We start from the raw sequence: 16,391 nt of genomic DNA, 5'->3' as shown, positions 1-16,391 counted from the left end.
GCAGCTTGAGGGCAATACATAATGACACCGGTTACCGTGATCAGCCAGCGAACACAGCAGGCAGATTCGGGGAAGCGGTAAAGAGCCGCGATGCCTGCTTCGGCAAGGTTAACACGGTCGGGAGTCGGGGTGTCTCAGAGTGCAGGATGCAGAGCGCATCTTCCCCTTTGACACCGGTAGCAGTTGCCTGGAAAATGGGCGATCAGGAGGGGATTTATCATGCGCAGTCAGCATTCGCAGCGTTTTTCGGGCATTTCGATTTTCAAGGCAGCGCTGCTGACCGGATGCGCGCTGGGCGCGGCCGGAACCGCCCAGGCGCAGGTCGCCGAGACCGAGCAGCCGACCACGGTCGACGATGAGGTCGCCGCCGACGAGATTGTCGTCACCGGTTTCCGCCAGTCGCTTGAAGCCGCAATCAACCTCAAGCGTACCTCGGTGGGCGCGATCGACGCGATCGTTGCCGAAGACATCGCCAAGTTCCCCGACCAGAACCTCGCAGAATCGCTGCAGCGCATTCCCGGCATTTCGATCACCCGCGACGCTGGCGAAGGCCGCGCGATCACCGTGCGCGGTCTGTCGAGCCAGTTCACCCGCGTGCGTGTCAACGGCCTCGAAACCGTCGCCACCTCGACCGATGGCGCTTCTGCCAACCGCGACCGCGCGTTCGACTTCAACGTATTCGCCTCCGAGCTGTTCAGCTCGATCGTCGTCCACAAGACCGCTGAAGCCAGCCTCGACGAAGGTTCGCTGGGCGCCGTGGTCGATCTCAACACCGGCAACCCGCTGGCGGGCAAGGCAGGCTTCACCGCCGTCGGATCGGCAGTGGCGAGCTATAACGACCTTTCCGAATATGTCGGCCCGCGCCTTGCCGGGCTGCTCAGCTGGCGCAACGATTCCGGCACGTTCGGCGTGTCGCTGTCTGCCGCCTATCAGAAGACGCAGGTGCTGGAGCTCGGCAACAACACCGTGCGCTGGGCCCAGGCCCGGTTTGACTCGGTCAACGGCGCACCGTGCTTCACCGCCAGCGCCACCAACCTCGCGGCGCGCCCCAATACCGGCGGCGTCTACACCAACGGACGCAGCGCGGCGTGCGATCAGGCCGCCCTCGCCTTCCACCCGCGTATCCCGCGCTACGGCGAAGTGAAGCACGACCGCGAGCGTCTGGGCATCACCGGATCGATCCAGTTCGCCCCGACCGACATGACCAAGTTCTCGATCGACGGTCTGTTCTCGCGCTTCAACAGCGACCGCCGCGAACGCTGGGGCGAAGTGCTGCTGCGTTCCAACGAACGGTCGATCGACGTCATCAATCCGGTCTACGACGCCAACAACAACATGATTTCCGCCACGCTGAACGATGCGTGGGTACGCACCGAGCATTATCTGCGCGAAAGCACTACCGAATTCTATCAGGTCGGCGGATCGTGGGATCAGGACCTTTCGGACAGCTTCCGCTTCACGCTGCTCGGCGGCATCTCGAAGTCGACTGCCGATATTCCGGTGGAAACCACCATCGTTTTCGACGACCGCGATGCGCAGGGCTATAGCTACGACTATACCGACATGAAGCGCCCGAAGCTCACCTTCGGTACCAGCGTCACCGACCCGGCGGTGTTCCAGCTCGCCGAAATCCGCGATCGCCCGTCGGAAATCGTCAACCAGTTCAAGACCGCGCAGCTGCGCACCGAATGGGACGTGACCGAGGACTTCACCATCAAGGCAGGCGCAATGTGGCGCCGGTTCGAATTCGATACCATTGCCTTCACCCGTGACACCGCGGTGTGCGGCAACGGCGGCGTCGACCGCGTGCTGGGAACTCTCACGTGCTCGGCATCGACCGTGTTCGGCCCCAGCGCCGTGTACGGCTTCCAGGCGACGCCTGCCCTGTCCGAGCTGTTCCAGCTGGGCCAGGCGGGACAGCCTGCAGGCAACACCAACGCCTGGCTGGTCCCCAACCTTCCCGCAGCGGCGGAGTTCACCCGGCTTTACAGCCGTCCGCTGGCGCTGGATGCGGGCAACAACCGCGGCGTGCAGGAAACCACCAAGGGCGGCTATCTGCAGTTCGATGCCAAGGGCGACCTCTTCGGCATGGAATATGCGCTCAATGCCGGCATCCGCTACGTGAAGACCGAACAGTCATCCTACGGGCTGGTTGGTGCGGTCGAAGCGACCATCGAGCGCAGCTATGACGACTGGCTGCCTTCGGCCAACCTTGCGATCTTCCCGACGGAGAACCTGATCATCCGCGCAGCAGCGGCAGAGGTCATCACCCGCCCGACGCTGGGATCGCTGACCCCCGGCGGTTCAGCGGACGGCTTTAACTTCCGGGTGAACAGCGGAAACCCGTTCCTCGAACCGTTCCGTGCGACCAACTACGACCTTGCGATCGAATGGTATTTCGCACCCCAGGCGCTGTTCTCGGTGGCTGGCTTCATCAAGAATGTCGACAGCTTCACCCAGACGGCCGCGATCACCGAAGCAACCTTCGCCCAGACCGGCCTGCCGGTATCGGTGCTCAATCCGTCCTCGCCGGCCGCGCTCAATCCGGCATTGCTGACCCAGCCGATCTGGACACTGACCACGCCGGTCAATGGCACCGGCGCCAAGCTGAAGGGCGTGGAAGTCGCCCTGCAGCTGCCGTTCAGCGTGTTTGCAGACGGCTTCATCAGCAACTTCGGCATCCTGGCCAACGCGACCTATATCGACAGCAATGCCGATTTCATCGTTCAGGGTCCGGCCACGGTCCCCGGCGGCGCGCTGGTCAACATCACGCGCAGCGCGGCGCTCGCCAACGTGTCGCGCTATTCGTACAACGGCACGTTCTATTATGATGACGGCAAGTTCTCGGCCCGCATCATGGGAACGTATCGCAGCCGCTGGCACGAAGGCGCAAGCGGCACCGGCAACATCCTCGAAGGCTTTGGCAGCCAGTTCAACCTCGACGCCTCGATCCGCTACAAGCTGACCGAATGGGTCGAAGTCTCGCTGGAAGGCAACAACCTGACCGACACCTATCGCTATCGCTTCACCGATTTCGATGCGGACCGGAACTACGAGAACAACCATTTCGGCCGCACCTTCTTCCTCGGTGCGCGCTTCAAATACTGATTGATCGGCCGGGCGGTGGCTCCACGCTGCCCGGCCGGCCAATCTGCCAACTTCAAGGGAGCCGCCATGACCATCGATCGCCGATCCTTCATGGCGGCTTCCGTGTGTGCGGGGCTGGCCCTGCCCCCGTTGGCACTGCCCGCGCTCGCGCAGACCGCAGTGCCCCAGGTGCCAGGCGGGCCGTTGCCTCCCGGCCTGCCGCAACCTTTCGAAACCATCGATCTGTGGCCCGGCGGCGCTCCTGGCATGCCGGCCACCGCGCTGACCGAAACGGTGCAGGAGCGCTCCACCGACCGGCTGGTCACCGACCGCGCGGTTTACGGGATTTCCAGGCCGCGCATGGCCGTCTTCCGCCCCGACAGGCCCAATGGCGCAGCGGTGCTGATCACGCCCGGTGGGGGCTATCGCTGGGTGGTAGTCGACAAGGAAGGCTATGAAATGGGCCGCTGGCTGGCAGCACGCGGCTTTACCGCCTTCGTGCTGTTCTATCGGCTGCCAGGCGAAGGCTGGGCGGCAGGCCCGAACGTCGCGCTTGCCGACGCCCAGCGCGCGATGCGGTTGATCCGCCACCGTGCACGCGATTTTGCGATTGATCCCGAGCGGGTGTCCGCGATGGGCTTTTCCGCAGGCGGGCATCTGTGCGCCGATCTCGCAACGCGGTTCGATGCAAAGGTCTATGATCCAGTGGACGGCGCCGATCAGCTTTCAGCCAAGCCGCACAGCGCCGCGCCTATCTATCCCGTCATTGCGATGACTGCGCCCGACGCGCATGCCGGATCGCGCGAACTGCTGATCGGCAAGACGGCCTCGCCCGCGCTGGAGGCCGCACATTCGCCGCACCGCAATGTTCCTGCGAATGCGCCGCCGTTCTTCCTGCTGCATGCTGAGGACGACGACGCGGTACCCGTCAACAACGCCCTGCTGCTGCGCGCTGCGTTGAAGGCCAGAGGCATTCGCGTGGAAACGCATCTGTTCGAGCATGGCGGTCACGGTTTTGGCCTCCGCAAGGCGATCGGCAAGCCGGTCGAGGCCTGGCCCGATCTGTGGCGTGCCTGGGCCCGCACCACCGGGCTGGCGCTGTGAAGCGCCGCGCCCCGCTCCTGACCCGCCGCTCCGCGATGGCCTCGGCCTCGCTGGCGACCTTGGGGCTGACCTCACCGGGGCTTGCAGCATCGCTGCGCGCAAGCCCTTCCCCGGCGCCGCAGTCTTCGTCGGACACGCCCTCCCCAGGCTGGCGCCGGGGGCTCGACAACCAGCGCATGGCCGATCTGGGCGATGGCACCTTCCTCAACCCCGTGCTGTCGGGCGACCGGCCCGATCCTGCGATCCTCAAGGACGGCGAGGACTATTACCTCACCTTCTCGAGCTTCGAATCCTATCCCGGGTTGCTGATCTGGCATTCGCGCGATCTGGTGAACTGGCAGCCCCGCCAGACAGCGCTGACCCGCAATATCGGCTCGGTCTGGGCGGTCAGCCTGGAAAAGCATCAGGGCCGCTATTTCCTCTACATTCCGGTCAAGGCCAGCCCGCAGAACGACATTTTCGTGATCTGGTCTGATGATATCGATGGCCCCTGGAGCGACCCGGTCCCGCTGGGGCTGCACAAGCATATCGACCCGTGCCACGCGGTGGGCGAGGATGGATCGCGCTGGCTGTTCCTCTCGGGCGGCGACCGGGTGCGCTTGTCCGATGACGGGATGCGGGTGACCGGCGAGGTCGAGCATGTCTACGATCCCTGGCGCTATCCCGAAGAATGGGATGTCGAAGGCTTTGCGCCCGAAGGACCGAAGATCCACCGGGTCGGCAACTGGTTCTACATGCTCACCGCCGTGGGGGGCACGGCGGGGCCTCCCACGGGACACATGGTCATCGCGGCTCGCTCGCGATCGATCCATGGCCCGTGGGAGCAGCATCCCGGCAACCCGCTGGTGCGCACCACCGATATCCGAGAGGCCTGGTGGTCGCGCGGCCATGCCAGCCTGGTGGAGGCACCGGACGGAAGCTGGTGGAGCCTGTATCACGGGTTCGAGAACGGCTATTGGACGCTGGGACGGCAGTGTCTGCTCGATCCGGTCGAATGGACCAAGGATGGCTGGTTCAGGATGACCGGCGGCGATCTGTCGCGGCCCCTTCCCAAGCCGCAGGGCGGCGAGGCATTGTCTCATGGCATGGCGCTGTCCGACGATTTCGCCAGCCTGCAGCTCGGTACCAAATGGTCGTTCTTCCGCCCCGATCCTGATGAAGCGAGCCGCGCCCGCGTAGCAAACAGGACATTGTTTCTCGAGGGCAAGGGGCTGGCCCCCTCGACCGGATCACCGCTGCTGGTGACGGCAGGGGATACCTCGTACCGGTTCGAATGCGATATCGAACTTGCAGCCGGCGGAACCGCAGGGCTGGTGCTGTTCTATGACGACAAGCTCTATGCAGGCCTGGGCTTCGATGCAGAGCGCTTCGTCACGCACCAGTACGGCATCGAGCGCGCGCGCCCGGTCAATCCGCATGGCAGCCGGATGCGCATCCGCGTGACCAACCGCCGGCATATCGTCAGCTTTCACACATCGGGTGATGGCGGCAAGACCTGGGTCAAGTTCGACCGCGGCATGGAGCTCTCCGGCTACCACCACAATGTCCGCGGCGGCTTCCTGATGCTGCGTCCGGGTCTCTATGCGGCAGGGCCAGGCGAGGCGAAATTTCGCGACTTCCGCTTCACCGCGCTTGAGGACTGACGGTCACGGCAAGGTGACGGTCTTCACCTCATCGCCCGAGAAGCGCAGCGTCTGCACGTAAGAGCCGCGCTTCACCACCACCTGGTTGACCTGGCGCGGATAGATATCGCGCAGGATGGTGGACTGGACCGCGACCGCCTTGGGCCTGCCCTTGACGCTGCCGGCATAGTCGATGCGAACATCGCGCACGCCCACCTCGACCGAAGCCACGGTCAACGGCACATCGCTGCCATCGGCGCGCAGCCTGAAATGCGCGAGCAGATAGGTTTTCAGCTCGGCAATCGCATCGGGATCGTCGAGGCTGGTCTGCGCATCGGGGGCGATTTCAGACAGCGCAGGTTCCAGATCGTGTGCCTCGAACCGGTGCGAGACAGTGACCGCGCCATCGGGCAGCAGCGTCACCACGCTCATCGCATCATGCCCGCGGTGTGCCGCAGCCTGCGGGGCGAGCGATATCATCGCCATCGCCCCGCCGATCACCAACAAGGACCTCATTTCGGAGCGTCGATGGTGCGCAAGGAATCGGGCAGCACCTTCATGTCGGAATCCTTCATGCGGTTCTTGCCCTCTTCCGGCGTGTCGATCTTGAGCGTCTTGGGGTCGATCTGGCCGGTATAGACGTTGTTCGAGCGGTCGGCATCGGCGGTTTCCCACAGCGGATCGACTTCGGCGCGCGTCAGCGTCTTGGACGTCACGAACTGCCAGGTCACATTTTTCGGGTTGTAGCGCCAGATTTCTGCCGGAATGCGTGCAGTCTCGCTCGATCCATCGGTGAAGTCCATTTTCACGATCACCGGCATGACCAGGCCGCCGCGATTGGCGAAGCTGAACCGATAGAAATTGTCCGTCACCTGCCGCGCCGCCTTTTCCTCTGCGGTCAGGTCGGCAAAGGCTTCCGCCGCCTTGCGCTTGTCGGCAGCCGTGGCGTCGAGCGGATCGATGGCGTCATAGAAATCGCGCGTCGCAGGGTCGCGCTCGACCACGGTCGGCTGGCCAGCGTTGCGCGTTGCGGTAAGCGATGCGGGCTCGGCATCGCGCTCCTTCTTGCGTGCGGCCGCCGCAGCGGTGGCATCGGCAGGCTCCAGCGTCGCGCGCACCACCTTGTCGAGCGCGATATCGACATGGTCGGTCGAATAGAACCAGCCGCGCCAGAACCAGTCGAGATCGACGCCACTGCTCTCTTCCATCGTGCGGAAGAAATCATACGGCGTCGGGTGCTTGAAGCGCCAGCGCTCGGCATATTCGCGGAAGGCCCGGTCGAACAGCTCGCGGCCCAGCACCGTTTCGCGCAGGATGGTGAGCGCCGTCGCTGGCTTGCCATAGCCGTTTGCACCGAACTGCAGCACCGAATCCGACTGGGTCATCAGCGGCATCTGGTTGGTCGACAGCATGTATTCGGCGATGTCCTTGGGCTCGCCGCGGCGCGCCGGATAATCCTTGTCCCACAGCCGCTCGGCCTGGAACTGCAGGAAGGTGTTGAGCCCCTCGTCCATCCAGGTCCACTGGCGCTCGTCCGAATTGACGATCATCGGGAACCAGTTGTGGCCGATCTCGTGGATCACCACGCCGATCAGCCCGTATTTCGCGCGCTCGGTATAGGTGAGATTGCCAGTCTTCTTGTCCTTCACCGGGCGCGGGCCGTTGAAGGTGATCATCGGATATTCCATGCCGCCGACGGGGCCATTGACCGACTGCGCCACCGGATAGGGATAGGGGAAGGCGAACTTGCCATAGACGTCGATGGTGTGCGCGATCGACTTGGTCGAATAGGCATCCCACAGCGGCCGCGCTTCCTTGGGGAAGAACGACATCGCCATCACCAAGGGCTGCTCGGTATAATCCTGGCGAACGCCCAGCGCGTCCCAGGCGAACTTGCGCGACGAGGCCCAGCCGAAATCGCGGACGTTTTCCGCCGCAAACACCCAGGTCTTCTCGCCCGAAGCCTTGCCGCGCTCGGCCGCCACAGCTTCCTGCGGGGTCACGACATAGACCGGGCTGGTCGCGGTCTTGGCCTGTTCGAGCCGCTGACGCTGCGCGGCGGTGAGCGCCTGATCGGGGTTCTGCAGCACGCCGGTGGCGGCGACGACATGATCGGCGGGCACGGTCAGCGCGACGCGATAGTCGCCGAACTCCAGCGTGAACTCGCCCGAGCCCAGGAACGCCTTGTTGTGCCAGCCCTCGTAGTCCGAATAGACTGCGAGCCGCGGGAACCACTGCGCGCCTTCGAAGATGCAGTTGCCGTCCTCGCCGGGCTGGGTGAAGCACTCATAGCCCGATCGGCCGCCGACGACCTTGTTCTCGACCATCGGGAACGACCATTCGATCGAGAAGCTGGTCTCGCCGCCATTGCCCGCCACCGCTTGTTCCAGATCGATGCGCAGCAGGCTGTCGACCACGGTGAACGGCAGCGCCTTGCCCGAGGCGTCGCGCACGGCGGAAATGGTGAAGCCGCCTTCCCATTCCTGCATCCGCTTGACGCGGCGCACTTCGGCCAGGCTGATCTTGTCGCCCGAGACCGTCTCGGTCATCGCCGCGATCGAGTCGCGCTTGTAGTCATTTTGGTCGAGCAGCAGCCACAGATACGGCAGCGCGTCGGGCGAGTTGTTCTGATAGCGCACCGTTTGCGTACCGCTGACCGAGCGCTTGGATTCGTCGAGCCGCGCCTGCACGTCGTAATCGACCTTCTGCTGCCAGTAGCGATAGCCAGGCGCGCCCGAAGCGTTGCGGTAATCGGTCGGCGTCGGCCATTCCTCGCCCTCGAGCTGGCGGAACTTGTCCTCATAGCTGCCCTTGGTCTGCTCGACCGGATTGGCGAGCGCGGGCGTGGCGATGGCGCTGACGGCGAGCGCCAGCAGGGAAGCGGAAACTCCGGAAATACGACGCAAGACGACCCCCTTTTCGGGGCATTGTTGCCCCTGAAAGATAACAGTCCGCTTGCATGTGATACTATCGCATGGGCGTCAATGGCCCGGCGCTGTCGTTTGCGATAAATTGCAGCGCCTTAGCCTCGCGTGCCGATCAGCTGAGCGCCAGCACGCTGGTCATCACGATCCGCACCAGTTCGGCGTGGCCGCTGGCGCCCGTCTTGGCATAGATCTTCTTCGAATAGTTGCGCGCGGTCTCCACCGTGATGCCGAGGGTGGCCGCCGAATCGGAGATACTTGTCGCCTGCGCCAGCAGCCACGCCAGCCGCGCCTCGCTGGGCAGCAGGCCGAACAGGTCGACCAGCTGCTCGCACCGATCTGCCTGACTGCGGCGGTCACCGCTGACATAGACGATGACTCGGGCCGAACGATGGCCTGAAATGGTGTCGCCCTGAAGCGGCGCGACCAGCATGTCGAGCCAGGGGTCGCGGCTCAGGTTGATTGCCAGCGGGCGCACGGTGCGGCCTGCGGCCACCTGCTTGAGATAGCCGGTCAGCTGCCGGTCGATCGCGGGCTCCGACGGCACCAGCCGATCATAGCGCCCGCGCCGCAGCAGCGTGCCCCATTGAAACATCTGGCCGATATTCTCGCTGACCTCGACGATGCGCCCCTGCCCATCCAGCGTCAGCCAGCCGATATTGAGCCGATTGAACGCCTCACCGGTGACCGAAGACCGAAAGCGCTCGTGCTCCAGGGCGGCAAAACCGCGCAGCGCGATCCGCAAATGCGGGGCGAGCGCCAGCACCAGCGCGCCAGCCGCCGACCCCAGCGACTTCCGCTGCTGCATGTCGACACGACCTGGAAGTTCAAGGACATGTACGCGCTGCGCGACAAGATGGCGCGCGAGAGCGGAATGGAGCTGCTGGTCTATCAGAACCCGGAAGCGACCGAGCGCGGGATCAATCCGTTCGATCACGGCCCGCTGCACACCGACATGTGGAAGACCGAGGGGCTGAAACAGGCGCTCGACCTGCACGGCTTCGACGCGGCATTCGGCGGCGCTCGGCGCGACGAGGAGAAAAGCCGCGCCAAGGAGCGCATCTTCTCGTTCCGCACCGCAAGCCACGGCTGGGACCCCAAGAACCAGCGGCCCGAGCTGTGGAACCTCTACAACGCGCGCAAGAACAAGGGCGAGAGCATCCGCGTCTTCCCGATCAGCAACTGGACCGAGCTCGACATCTGGCAGTATATCCAGCTGAACGACGTGCCGATCGTGCCGCTGTATTTCGCCGCGGTCCGCCCGACCTTCGAGTGGGAGGGCCAGCTGTTCATGGCCGATGACATCGACCGGCTGACCCGCGTGCTGGGCAAGCCGCCCGAGATCACCGAACGCTCGATCCGCTTCCGCACCCTGGGTTGCTTTCCGCTCACCGGCGCGGTTGAAAGCACCGCGAGCACGCTGAGCGAGGTGATCCAGGAGACCTTGCTCACCACCACCTCCGAACGCCAGGGCCGCGTGATCGACAAGGATGCCGGCGGTGCGGGCATGGAGAAGAAGAAGCAGGAGGGCTATTTCTGATGAGCGAGCCAGTTTACCAGACCGAAGCCCTGATCGCCGAAGACATCGATGCCTATCTCGATGTCCACCAGCACAAGACCATGCTGCGCTTCATCACCTGCGGGTCAGTGGACGATGGCAAGTCGACGCTGATCGGACGGCTGCTGTACGACAGCAAGATGATCTTCGAGGACCAGCTCGCCGCGCTCGAAAACGACAGCAGGAAGGTGGGCACGCAAGGCCAGGAGATCGACTTCGCATTGCTGGTCGATGGCTTGGCCGCCGAGCGCGAACAGGGCATCACCATCGATGTCGCCTATCGCTTCTTCAACACCGAAAAGCGCAAGTTCATCGTCGCCGACTGCCCGGGGCACGAGCAGTACACCCGCAACATGATCACCGGCGCATCGACCGCCGACCTCGCCGTGATCCTGATCGATGCGCGCAAGGGCGTGCTCGTCCAGACGCGGCGGCATTCGTATCTGTGCCAGCTGATCGGCATCCGGAACATCGTGCTGGCGGTGAACAAGATGGATCTGGTCGACTACGACCAGGCCCGGTTCGACGAGATCGTCGCCGAATATCGTGCGTTTGCGAGCAGCATCGGCATCGAGAGCTTCACCGCGATGCCGATCAGCGGCTACAAGGGCGACAACATCACCACGCGCTCGGACAACACGCCGTGGTATTCCGGCCCAACGCTGATCGAGCATCTCGAGACGGTCGAGGTGCTGTCCTCGCTCGATGCCGAAAAGCCGTTCCGGCTGCCGGTGCAATGGGTCAACCGGCCCAATCTCGATTTCCGCGGTTTTTCCGGGCTGATCGCCACCGGCTCGGTCAAGGCGGGCGATGCGGTGCGCGTGCTGCCGTCGGGCAAGACCAGCACGGTGACACGCATCGTGACGCTCGACGGTGATCTTGACGAAGCCGTCGCGGGCCATTCGGTCACGCTGACCCTGGCGGACGAGATCGACTGTTCGCGCGGCGACGTCATCGCCACCGCCGACAATCCCCCCCAGGCTGCCGACCAGTTCGAAGCGACGATCGTCTGGATGGACGATGATGCGATGCTGGTGGGCCGGTCCTACTGGCTCAAGCTGGGCACGCAGACGGTATCGGTGACGGTGCAGCAGCCCAAGTACACCGTCAACGTCAACACGCTGGAACATCTGGCGTGCAAGACGTTGGAGTTGAACGCGATCGGTGTCGCGGAGATCGCGACCGACAAGCCTTTGGTGTTCGAAGCCTATGCGCAGAACCGCGCGCTCGGCGGCTTCATCCTGATCGACAAGTTGACCAACCGCACCGTCGGTGCCGGCATGCTGCACTTCAGCCTGCGCCGCGCGCAGAACGTGCACTGGCAGGCGACCGATATCACCCGCGAGGTGCACGCCAGCCTGAAGAACCAGAAGGCCAAGGTCTTGTGGTTCACCGGGCTTTCGGGATCGGGCAAGTCGACCATCGCCAACGAGGTCGAAAAGCGGCTCAACCTGATGAACCGGCACACCTTCCTGCTCGATGGCGACAATGTCCGCCATGGCCTCAACCGCGACCTGGGCTTTACCGAGGCCGACCGGATCGAGAACATCCGCCGCGTCGGCGAGGTCGCCAAGCTGATGGCCGATGCCGGGCTGATCGTGCTCACCGCGTTCATCAGCCCGTTCCGCGCCGAACGCGACATGGTGCGCCAGATGCTGCCGCAAGGCGAGTTCGTCGAGATTTTCGTCGATACCCCGCTCGAGGTGGCTGAGGCGCGCGATGTGAAGGGGCTCTACAAGAAGGCCCGCGCGGGCGCGCTCAAGAACTTCACCGGGATCGACAGCCCTTATGAACCGCCCGAAGACCCGGACATCCGCGTCAACACCGTGGAAATGACGCCGGAAGAGGCCGCCGACCATATCATCCGCCAGCTGATGCCGCTCAAATGAGCCTGAGCGACGCAGAGCTCGCCGCACAGCTTGCGGCCACCGCCGGACGCATCCTGCTGCAGGTGCGCGATTGCGGGCTGGTGGCCGGTCAGGCGCTTGGCAAGACCGGGGACCAGACCGCCAACCAGTTCCTGTGTCACGCCCTTCGCGCGCAGCGGCCCGCCGATGGCCTGTTGTCCGAAGAAGAGAAGGACAATGCCGAGCGCCTGGACCAAAGCCGGGTGTGGATCATCGATCCGGTCGACGGAACCCGCGAATATGGCGAGGCGCGGGCCGATTGGGCGGTGCATGTCGGTCTTGCGATCGATGGCGTTGCCAGCATCGGCGCGGTCGCCTTGCCCGGGCTCGACATTGTTCTGCGCAGCGATCAGCCCCAGCCCCTGCCCCCAGGCGCGCCGATCCCGCGCATGCTGGTAAGCCGCAGCCGCCCTGCGAAAGAGGCGCTGGCAGTAGCCGAACTGCTGAGCGCAGAGCTGCTGCCGATGGGCAGCGCGGGTGCCAAGGCGATGGCGGTGGTGCGCGGCGAGGCGGAAATCTACCTGCATACCGACGGGCAGTATGAATGGGACAGCTGCGCACCCGTTGCAGTCGCGGCAGCACACGGCCTGCATGTCAGCCGCGCCGATGGGTCGCCGCTCGTCTACAACCGGCAGGACACCTATATGCCCGATCTGCTGATCTGCCGCCCCGAATGGACCGAGCGGGTACTCGCTGCGATGCGGTCGCTTTAACCCTGATCGTCAGGCGAAAGCTCAGGCAGGCTGGACCTTGCCGAGCAGGTCGTAGGGATCGATCCCGCGTGCCCGCAGACGGTCGTGCGCGAGCCCGTAATAATGCGGATTGGCGATGTTGAGCCGCTTGCGCGCAGCGGCGAGCGGTTCGGCCAACAGCGAGGCGATCGATTGCTCGGCGATGCGTGGGCAGCCCTTGCCCAACCGCTTCGCCTCGCCGACGGCCTTGAACACCGGCGCGTCGCTGCGGATCGTGCGCGTCATGTTGAGCGCGGCCATATAGGCGATGAAGATGTTCCCCGGCGCCGGGTTCTGGCCATAGGTGAACGCCAGTACGCAGGCCTCGCCCAGCGAATCGCGGCCAAAGCCGGTCAGCACGTGCAGCAGATCGTGCGTATCGCGCAGCCGATTGACATAGAATTCGATCATGTCGCCATAGCGGCGTCCACCCTGGAAGCGGTCATATTCGGCGACCAATCCTGCCGCCGAGAGCCCCTCGCGCTCCATGAAATCGACATAGGCATGCGCGACGCTGCCCGCCGGCATCGCGCGCAGCCGGGCGTGGTCGTCGAGCAGATCGGGAAGATAAGGCTCGCTGGCGCGCAGCTGCTGGCCGAAGTCGCTGTACACGAACGATCGGATCTCATCGACCAGCCCCATGCGCGGCAGCGACTGGAAGATGTGGAAAACCTGCTCGGTGTCTTCCTTGTCCGCAATCAGCCTGCGGAAATGGTGCATCGCCTTGAACGGGCGGAACTTGGGCACGGGCCGATCGGGATGACGGAACACGGGCTCGGACATCATTTCACCTCATGGAGCGACAGGACGCTGACAGTCGTGTCAATAACATGCGCCGCAGCTCAAGTCATGTCACCCTTGCTGCCAACACCTTAAAAATCGATGGCGATGCCCTTCAGCTCCCAGTCGCCAAAGCGCGTGGGTCCGCGCGCGGCTTCCTCTGCCTGCTCGTCGATAATCGGTTGCGGTGTCGGCACCGGCTCCGATTTGCCCCAGTGCGCGGGCGGCTTGACATGGTCTGGGCGGCGCGTCGCGCGGGGGGTGTCGGTCATCGGGCTTCCCTTGGCTGGCGCAGGTCCGGTCGATTGAAACGGGCCTGCGCGATCCTACATTGATGAGGGGCATATGGGGCGGGACGACCGCGATGTGAAGCGGTCCGCCTGCAACGCTTTTTGAAGGATCTGGACCCACATGAACGGAATGAAGACCACCATGCTGCTGGCGGCGCTGACCGCGCTGTTCATGGCTTTGGGCTTTACGCTGGGTGGACCGCGCGGCGCAGTGATCGCGCTGCTGTTCGCGGGCGGCATGAACCTGTTCACCTTCTGGAATGCCGACAAGATCGTGCTCAAGATGCACAATGCCATCGAGGTGAATGCCCAGAGCCACCCGGATTTCTACAATCTGGTCGCCCGCCTGGCCGAGCGTGGCGGGCTGCCGATGCCGCGCGTCTATGTCATCGACCAGCCTGCGCCGAATGCCTTCGCCACGGGCCGAAACCCCGAAAACGCTGCGGTTGCTGCCACCACCGGCTTGCTCGCCATGCTCAGCCGTGACGAGATCGAGGGCGTGATGGCGCACGAGCTGGCGCATGTGAAGAACCGCGACACGTTGATCATGACCATGGTCGCGACGATCGCCGGGGCCATTTCGATGCTCGCCAATTTCGGCCTGTTTTTCCGCGACGACAATCGCAATCCCTGGGCGTCGATCCTCGCGGTGATCGTCGCGCCGTTTGCGGCGATGATCGTGCAGATGGCGATCAGCCGCACCCGCGAGTTCAGTGCGGATCGCGGCGGCGCGGAAATCAGCGGCAAGCCGCTCGCGCTCGCCTCGGCCCTCGCGCGGATTTCGGGCCATGCGCAGGCGATCCGCAACCCTGTGGTCGACCGCAATCCTGCGGCTGCGCAGCTCTACATCGTGCCATCAGGCGTGCGTGCCCTGTTCTCGACCCATCCCGACACCGGCGATCGCATCGCCGCCCTGGAGGCCATCGCCCGTGAACAGGGCACAGCGCCTCCGCCCCGCCGCCGGGGCAGCGCGCTCGACCCGCTGGGGCGTGGGTGATGCGATACTCTTCCCTCCCGCTAGCGGGAGGGGAGAGACGAAGCGCAAGCTGTGGGAGGATTTGATTTGTTGCCCGACCCGGCCTAACGCGCCTCGATGAACAATCGCACCTCGACACCCGACCCTACCCCCGGTCTTCCCGCCCGCCAGGCCGCCTTGCGCATGCTCGATGCCGTGATGCGACGCGGCGAGTCGCTCGACGTCGCCCAGCACGCTGCCTGCCAGGGCATCGACGACCGGTCGGACCGCGCGCTGGCGATGGCGATTGCCGGTGAAGTGCTGCGGCACCTGCCGGGCCTCGACCTGATGATCGACAGCATGACCCGGTTGCCGCTGGCCGAGGACGCCAAGGCGCGGATGGTGCTGCGGATCATGCTGGCGCAGACGCTGGCGCTCGAAACACCGCCGCACGCGACCATCGCGACCGCGCTCCCCCTGCTGCAGGGCGGCCCGCGCAAGCTGGCACATGGCGTGTTCGGCAGCCTGATGCGCGCGGGCGCCACCCTGCCTGCGCCGGAACTGCCGCCCGCCACCGCCAACCGCTGGACCGCGCTGTGGGGCGAACCGATGGCCGAGGCCGCAGGCGTGGCCCTGGGCACGCCGCCGCCGCTCGACCTGTGCCTGGCCGACCCTTCGACCACTGAGGCAGCCGCTGCAGACCTTGGCGGTGTCAGCCTGATCCCCGGCCATGTTCGCCTGCCGCGCGCGGGCGCGATCGAACAGATCGCGGGGTTTGAAGAGGGCGATTGGTGGGTGCAGGATCTCGCCGCCAGCCTGCCCGCGCGCCTGCTGGGCAAAGGCCAGGGCCGCCAGGTGCTCGATCTGTGCGCCGCGCCCGGCGGCAAGACGATGCAGCTCGCCGCGGCCGGTTGGCATGTCACAGCCTTGGACAATTCGGAAAAGCGATTGAAGCGCCTGCGCCAGAACCTCAAGCGCACCGGGCAGGATGCGCTCACGATTACCGCCAATCTGCTCGAATGGCGGCCCGATGAAGAGGCGGACGCGGTGCTGCTCGATGCGCCGTGCAGCGCCACAGGCATCTTCCGCCGTCACCCCGACGTCCTGTACCGCATCGCGCCGCGGCATATCGAGGAACGCGCGGAGCAGCAGGCGGTGTTGCTCGAGCGGGCCTCGAACTGGGTCAAGCCCGGCGGGCTGCTGGTCTATGCCGTCTGTTCGCTCGAACGCGAAGAAGGCGAAGATGTCGTCGCGCGCTTTCTGGCCGATGACAGCCGCTTCACGATCGATCCGGTCCGCGCGGACGAGCTTCCGCAAGGCGTGTTGCCCGATGCGCTCGGCCAGGTTCGCACCCTGCCCGGCATGCTGTCGGAGGCCGGCGGACTCGACGGATTTTTCATGGCTCGGCTGCGCCACCGCCACTGATGGCACGA

The 16,391-nt window shown here is 64.8% G+C and carries 13 protein-coding genes; 8 read left to right on the top strand and 5 right to left on the bottom strand.

What is annotated here, in order from left to right; genetic code table 11:
- Positions 1–219: 219 nt before the first annotated feature.
- From LI72_RS02390 to LI72_RS02380, 3 genes are all read left to right on the top strand, one after another.
- A complete protein-coding gene (locus LI72_RS02390; RefSeq protein WP_033924210.1) occupies positions 220–3,108 on the top strand; it encodes a TonB-dependent receptor in 2,889 nt (962 codons plus the stop codon).
- A gap of 66 nt (positions 3,109–3,174) precedes the next feature.
- Entirely contained in the window at positions 3,175–4,191 is a 1,017-nt protein-coding gene (locus LI72_RS02385) for an alpha/beta hydrolase (protein WP_033924363.1), read from the top strand.
- A 35-nt stretch (positions 4,192–4,226) separates the two neighbouring features.
- Positions 4,227–5,834 carry a family 43 glycosylhydrolase gene (locus tag LI72_RS02380; RefSeq protein ID WP_052129446.1) on the top strand — a complete coding sequence of 536 codons (1,608 nt, stop codon included), beginning with the start codon at positions 4,227–4,229 and terminating at the stop codon, positions 5,832–5,834.
- A gap of 3 nt (positions 5,835–5,837) precedes the next feature.
- Here the strand turns inward: LI72_RS02380 and LI72_RS02375 are convergent, their stop codons facing one another.
- From LI72_RS02375 to LI72_RS02365, 3 genes are all read right to left on the bottom strand, one after another.
- Positions 5,838–6,329 carry a DUF6702 family protein gene (locus LI72_RS02375; RefSeq protein WP_081984534.1) on the bottom strand — a complete coding sequence of 164 codons (492 nt, stop codon included), beginning with the start codon at positions 6,327–6,329 and terminating at the stop codon, positions 5,838–5,840.
- Positions 6,326–8,719, bottom strand: coding sequence for a M1 family metallopeptidase (locus tag LI72_RS02370; RefSeq protein ID WP_231562330.1), 2,394 nt, complete (start codon positions 8,717–8,719; stop codon positions 6,326–6,328). The genes LI72_RS02375 and LI72_RS02370 overlap by 4 nt, the downstream gene beginning before the upstream one ends.
- A 133-nt stretch (positions 8,720–8,852) precedes the next feature.
- Complete coding sequence (locus tag LI72_RS02365; RefSeq protein ID WP_197051772.1) at positions 8,853–9,545, bottom strand: helix-turn-helix transcriptional regulator; 693 nt, start codon at positions 9,543–9,545, stop codon at positions 8,853–8,855.
- Here LI72_RS02365 and cysD point away from each other — a divergent pair.
- Genes cysD through LI72_RS02350 form a run of 3 tightly spaced genes read left to right on the top strand, consistent with a single transcriptional unit; the run spans position 9,444 to position 12,915 of the window.
- Positions 9,444–10,277, top strand: coding sequence for a sulfate adenylyltransferase subunit CysD (cysD, locus tag LI72_RS02360; RefSeq protein ID WP_443018100.1), 834 nt, complete (start codon positions 9,444–9,446; stop codon positions 10,275–10,277). The genes LI72_RS02365 and cysD overlap by 102 nt on opposite strands.
- Positions 10,277–12,184, top strand: a complete 1,908-nt coding sequence (cysN, locus tag LI72_RS02355) for a sulfate adenylyltransferase subunit CysN (protein ID WP_033924209.1) — start codon at positions 10,277–10,279, stop codon at positions 12,182–12,184. Before cysD ends, cysN begins: the two co-directional genes overlap by 1 nt.
- Positions 12,181–12,915 carry a 3'(2'),5'-bisphosphate nucleotidase CysQ gene (locus tag LI72_RS02350; RefSeq protein WP_033924208.1) on the top strand — a complete coding sequence of 245 codons (735 nt, stop codon included), beginning with the start codon at positions 12,181–12,183 and terminating at the stop codon, positions 12,913–12,915. Before cysN ends, LI72_RS02350 begins: the two co-directional genes overlap by 4 nt.
- A gap of 21 nt (positions 12,916–12,936) precedes the next feature.
- Here the strand turns inward: LI72_RS02350 and LI72_RS02345 are convergent, their stop codons facing one another.
- Entirely contained in the window at positions 12,937–13,716 is a 780-nt protein-coding gene (locus tag LI72_RS02345) for a Coq4 family protein (RefSeq protein ID WP_231562329.1), read from the bottom strand.
- 89 nt (positions 13,717–13,805) lie between these two features.
- Complete coding sequence (locus LI72_RS02340) at positions 13,806–13,985, bottom strand: DUF1674 domain-containing protein (protein ID WP_033924206.1); 180 nt, start codon at positions 13,983–13,985, stop codon at positions 13,806–13,808.
- Positions 13,986–14,124: 139 nt separating this feature from the next.
- Between LI72_RS02340 and LI72_RS02335 the strand changes: the two genes are divergently transcribed.
- Together LI72_RS02335 and LI72_RS02330 are read left to right on the top strand one after the other, a co-directional pair.
- On the top strand, positions 14,125–15,000 hold the full coding sequence (locus tag LI72_RS02335; RefSeq protein ID WP_197051770.1) for a M48 family metalloprotease: 876 nt from the start codon (positions 14,125–14,127) through the stop codon (positions 14,998–15,000).
- A gap of 96 nt (positions 15,001–15,096) precedes the next feature.
- Positions 15,097–16,383 (top strand): RsmB/NOP family class I SAM-dependent RNA methyltransferase, encoded by a 1,287-nt coding sequence (locus LI72_RS02330; RefSeq protein WP_033924204.1) that lies wholly within the window; start codon positions 15,097–15,099, stop codon positions 16,381–16,383.
- Positions 16,384–16,391 lie beyond the last annotated feature (8 nt).

This window comes from Sphingomonas sp. 35-24ZXX, assembly GCF_000786215.1.
Taxonomy (GTDB): domain Bacteria; phylum Pseudomonadota; class Alphaproteobacteria; order Sphingomonadales; family Sphingomonadaceae; genus Blastomonas.
Note: the sequence above shows the minus strand (reverse complement) of the source record. Positions and strands in the feature narration are given on the sequence as shown.

What these genes read in the sequence shown, in the direction of transcription:
- LI72_RS02390 (WP_033924210.1), top strand. Translation starts at nt 220, where the DNA reads ATGCGCAGTCAGCATTCGCAGCGTTTTTCGGGCATTTCGATTTTCAAG.
- LI72_RS02385 (WP_033924363.1), top strand. Translation starts at nt 3,175, where the DNA reads ATGACCATCGATCGCCGATCCTTCATGGCGGCTTCCGTGTGTGCGGGG.
- LI72_RS02380 (WP_052129446.1), top strand. Translation starts at nt 4,227, where the DNA reads ATGGCCTCGGCCTCGCTGGCGACCTTGGGGCTGACCTCACCGGGGCTT.
- LI72_RS02375 (WP_081984534.1), bottom strand. Translation starts at nt 6,329, where the DNA reads ATGAGGTCCTTGTTGGTGATCGGCGGGGCGATGGCGATGATATCGCTC.
- LI72_RS02365 (WP_197051772.1), bottom strand. Translation starts at nt 9,545, where the DNA reads ATGCAGCAGCGGAAGTCGCTGGGGTCGGCGGCTGGCGCGCTGGTGCTG.
- cysN (WP_033924209.1), top strand. Translation starts at nt 10,277, where the DNA reads ATGAGCGAGCCAGTTTACCAGACCGAAGCCCTGATCGCCGAAGACATC.
- LI72_RS02350 (WP_033924208.1), top strand. Translation starts at nt 12,181, where the DNA reads ATGAGCCTGAGCGACGCAGAGCTCGCCGCACAGCTTGCGGCCACCGCC.
- LI72_RS02345 (WP_231562329.1), bottom strand. Translation starts at nt 13,716, where the DNA reads ATGTCCGAGCCCGTGTTCCGTCATCCCGATCGGCCCGTGCCCAAGTTC.
- LI72_RS02340 (WP_033924206.1), bottom strand. Translation starts at nt 13,985, where the DNA reads ATGACCGACACCCCCCGCGCGACGCGCCGCCCAGACCATGTCAAGCCG.
- LI72_RS02335 (WP_197051770.1), top strand. Translation starts at nt 14,125, where the DNA reads ATGAACGGAATGAAGACCACCATGCTGCTGGCGGCGCTGACCGCGCTG.
- LI72_RS02330 (WP_033924204.1), top strand. Translation starts at nt 15,097, where the DNA reads ATGAACAATCGCACCTCGACACCCGACCCTACCCCCGGTCTTCCCGCC.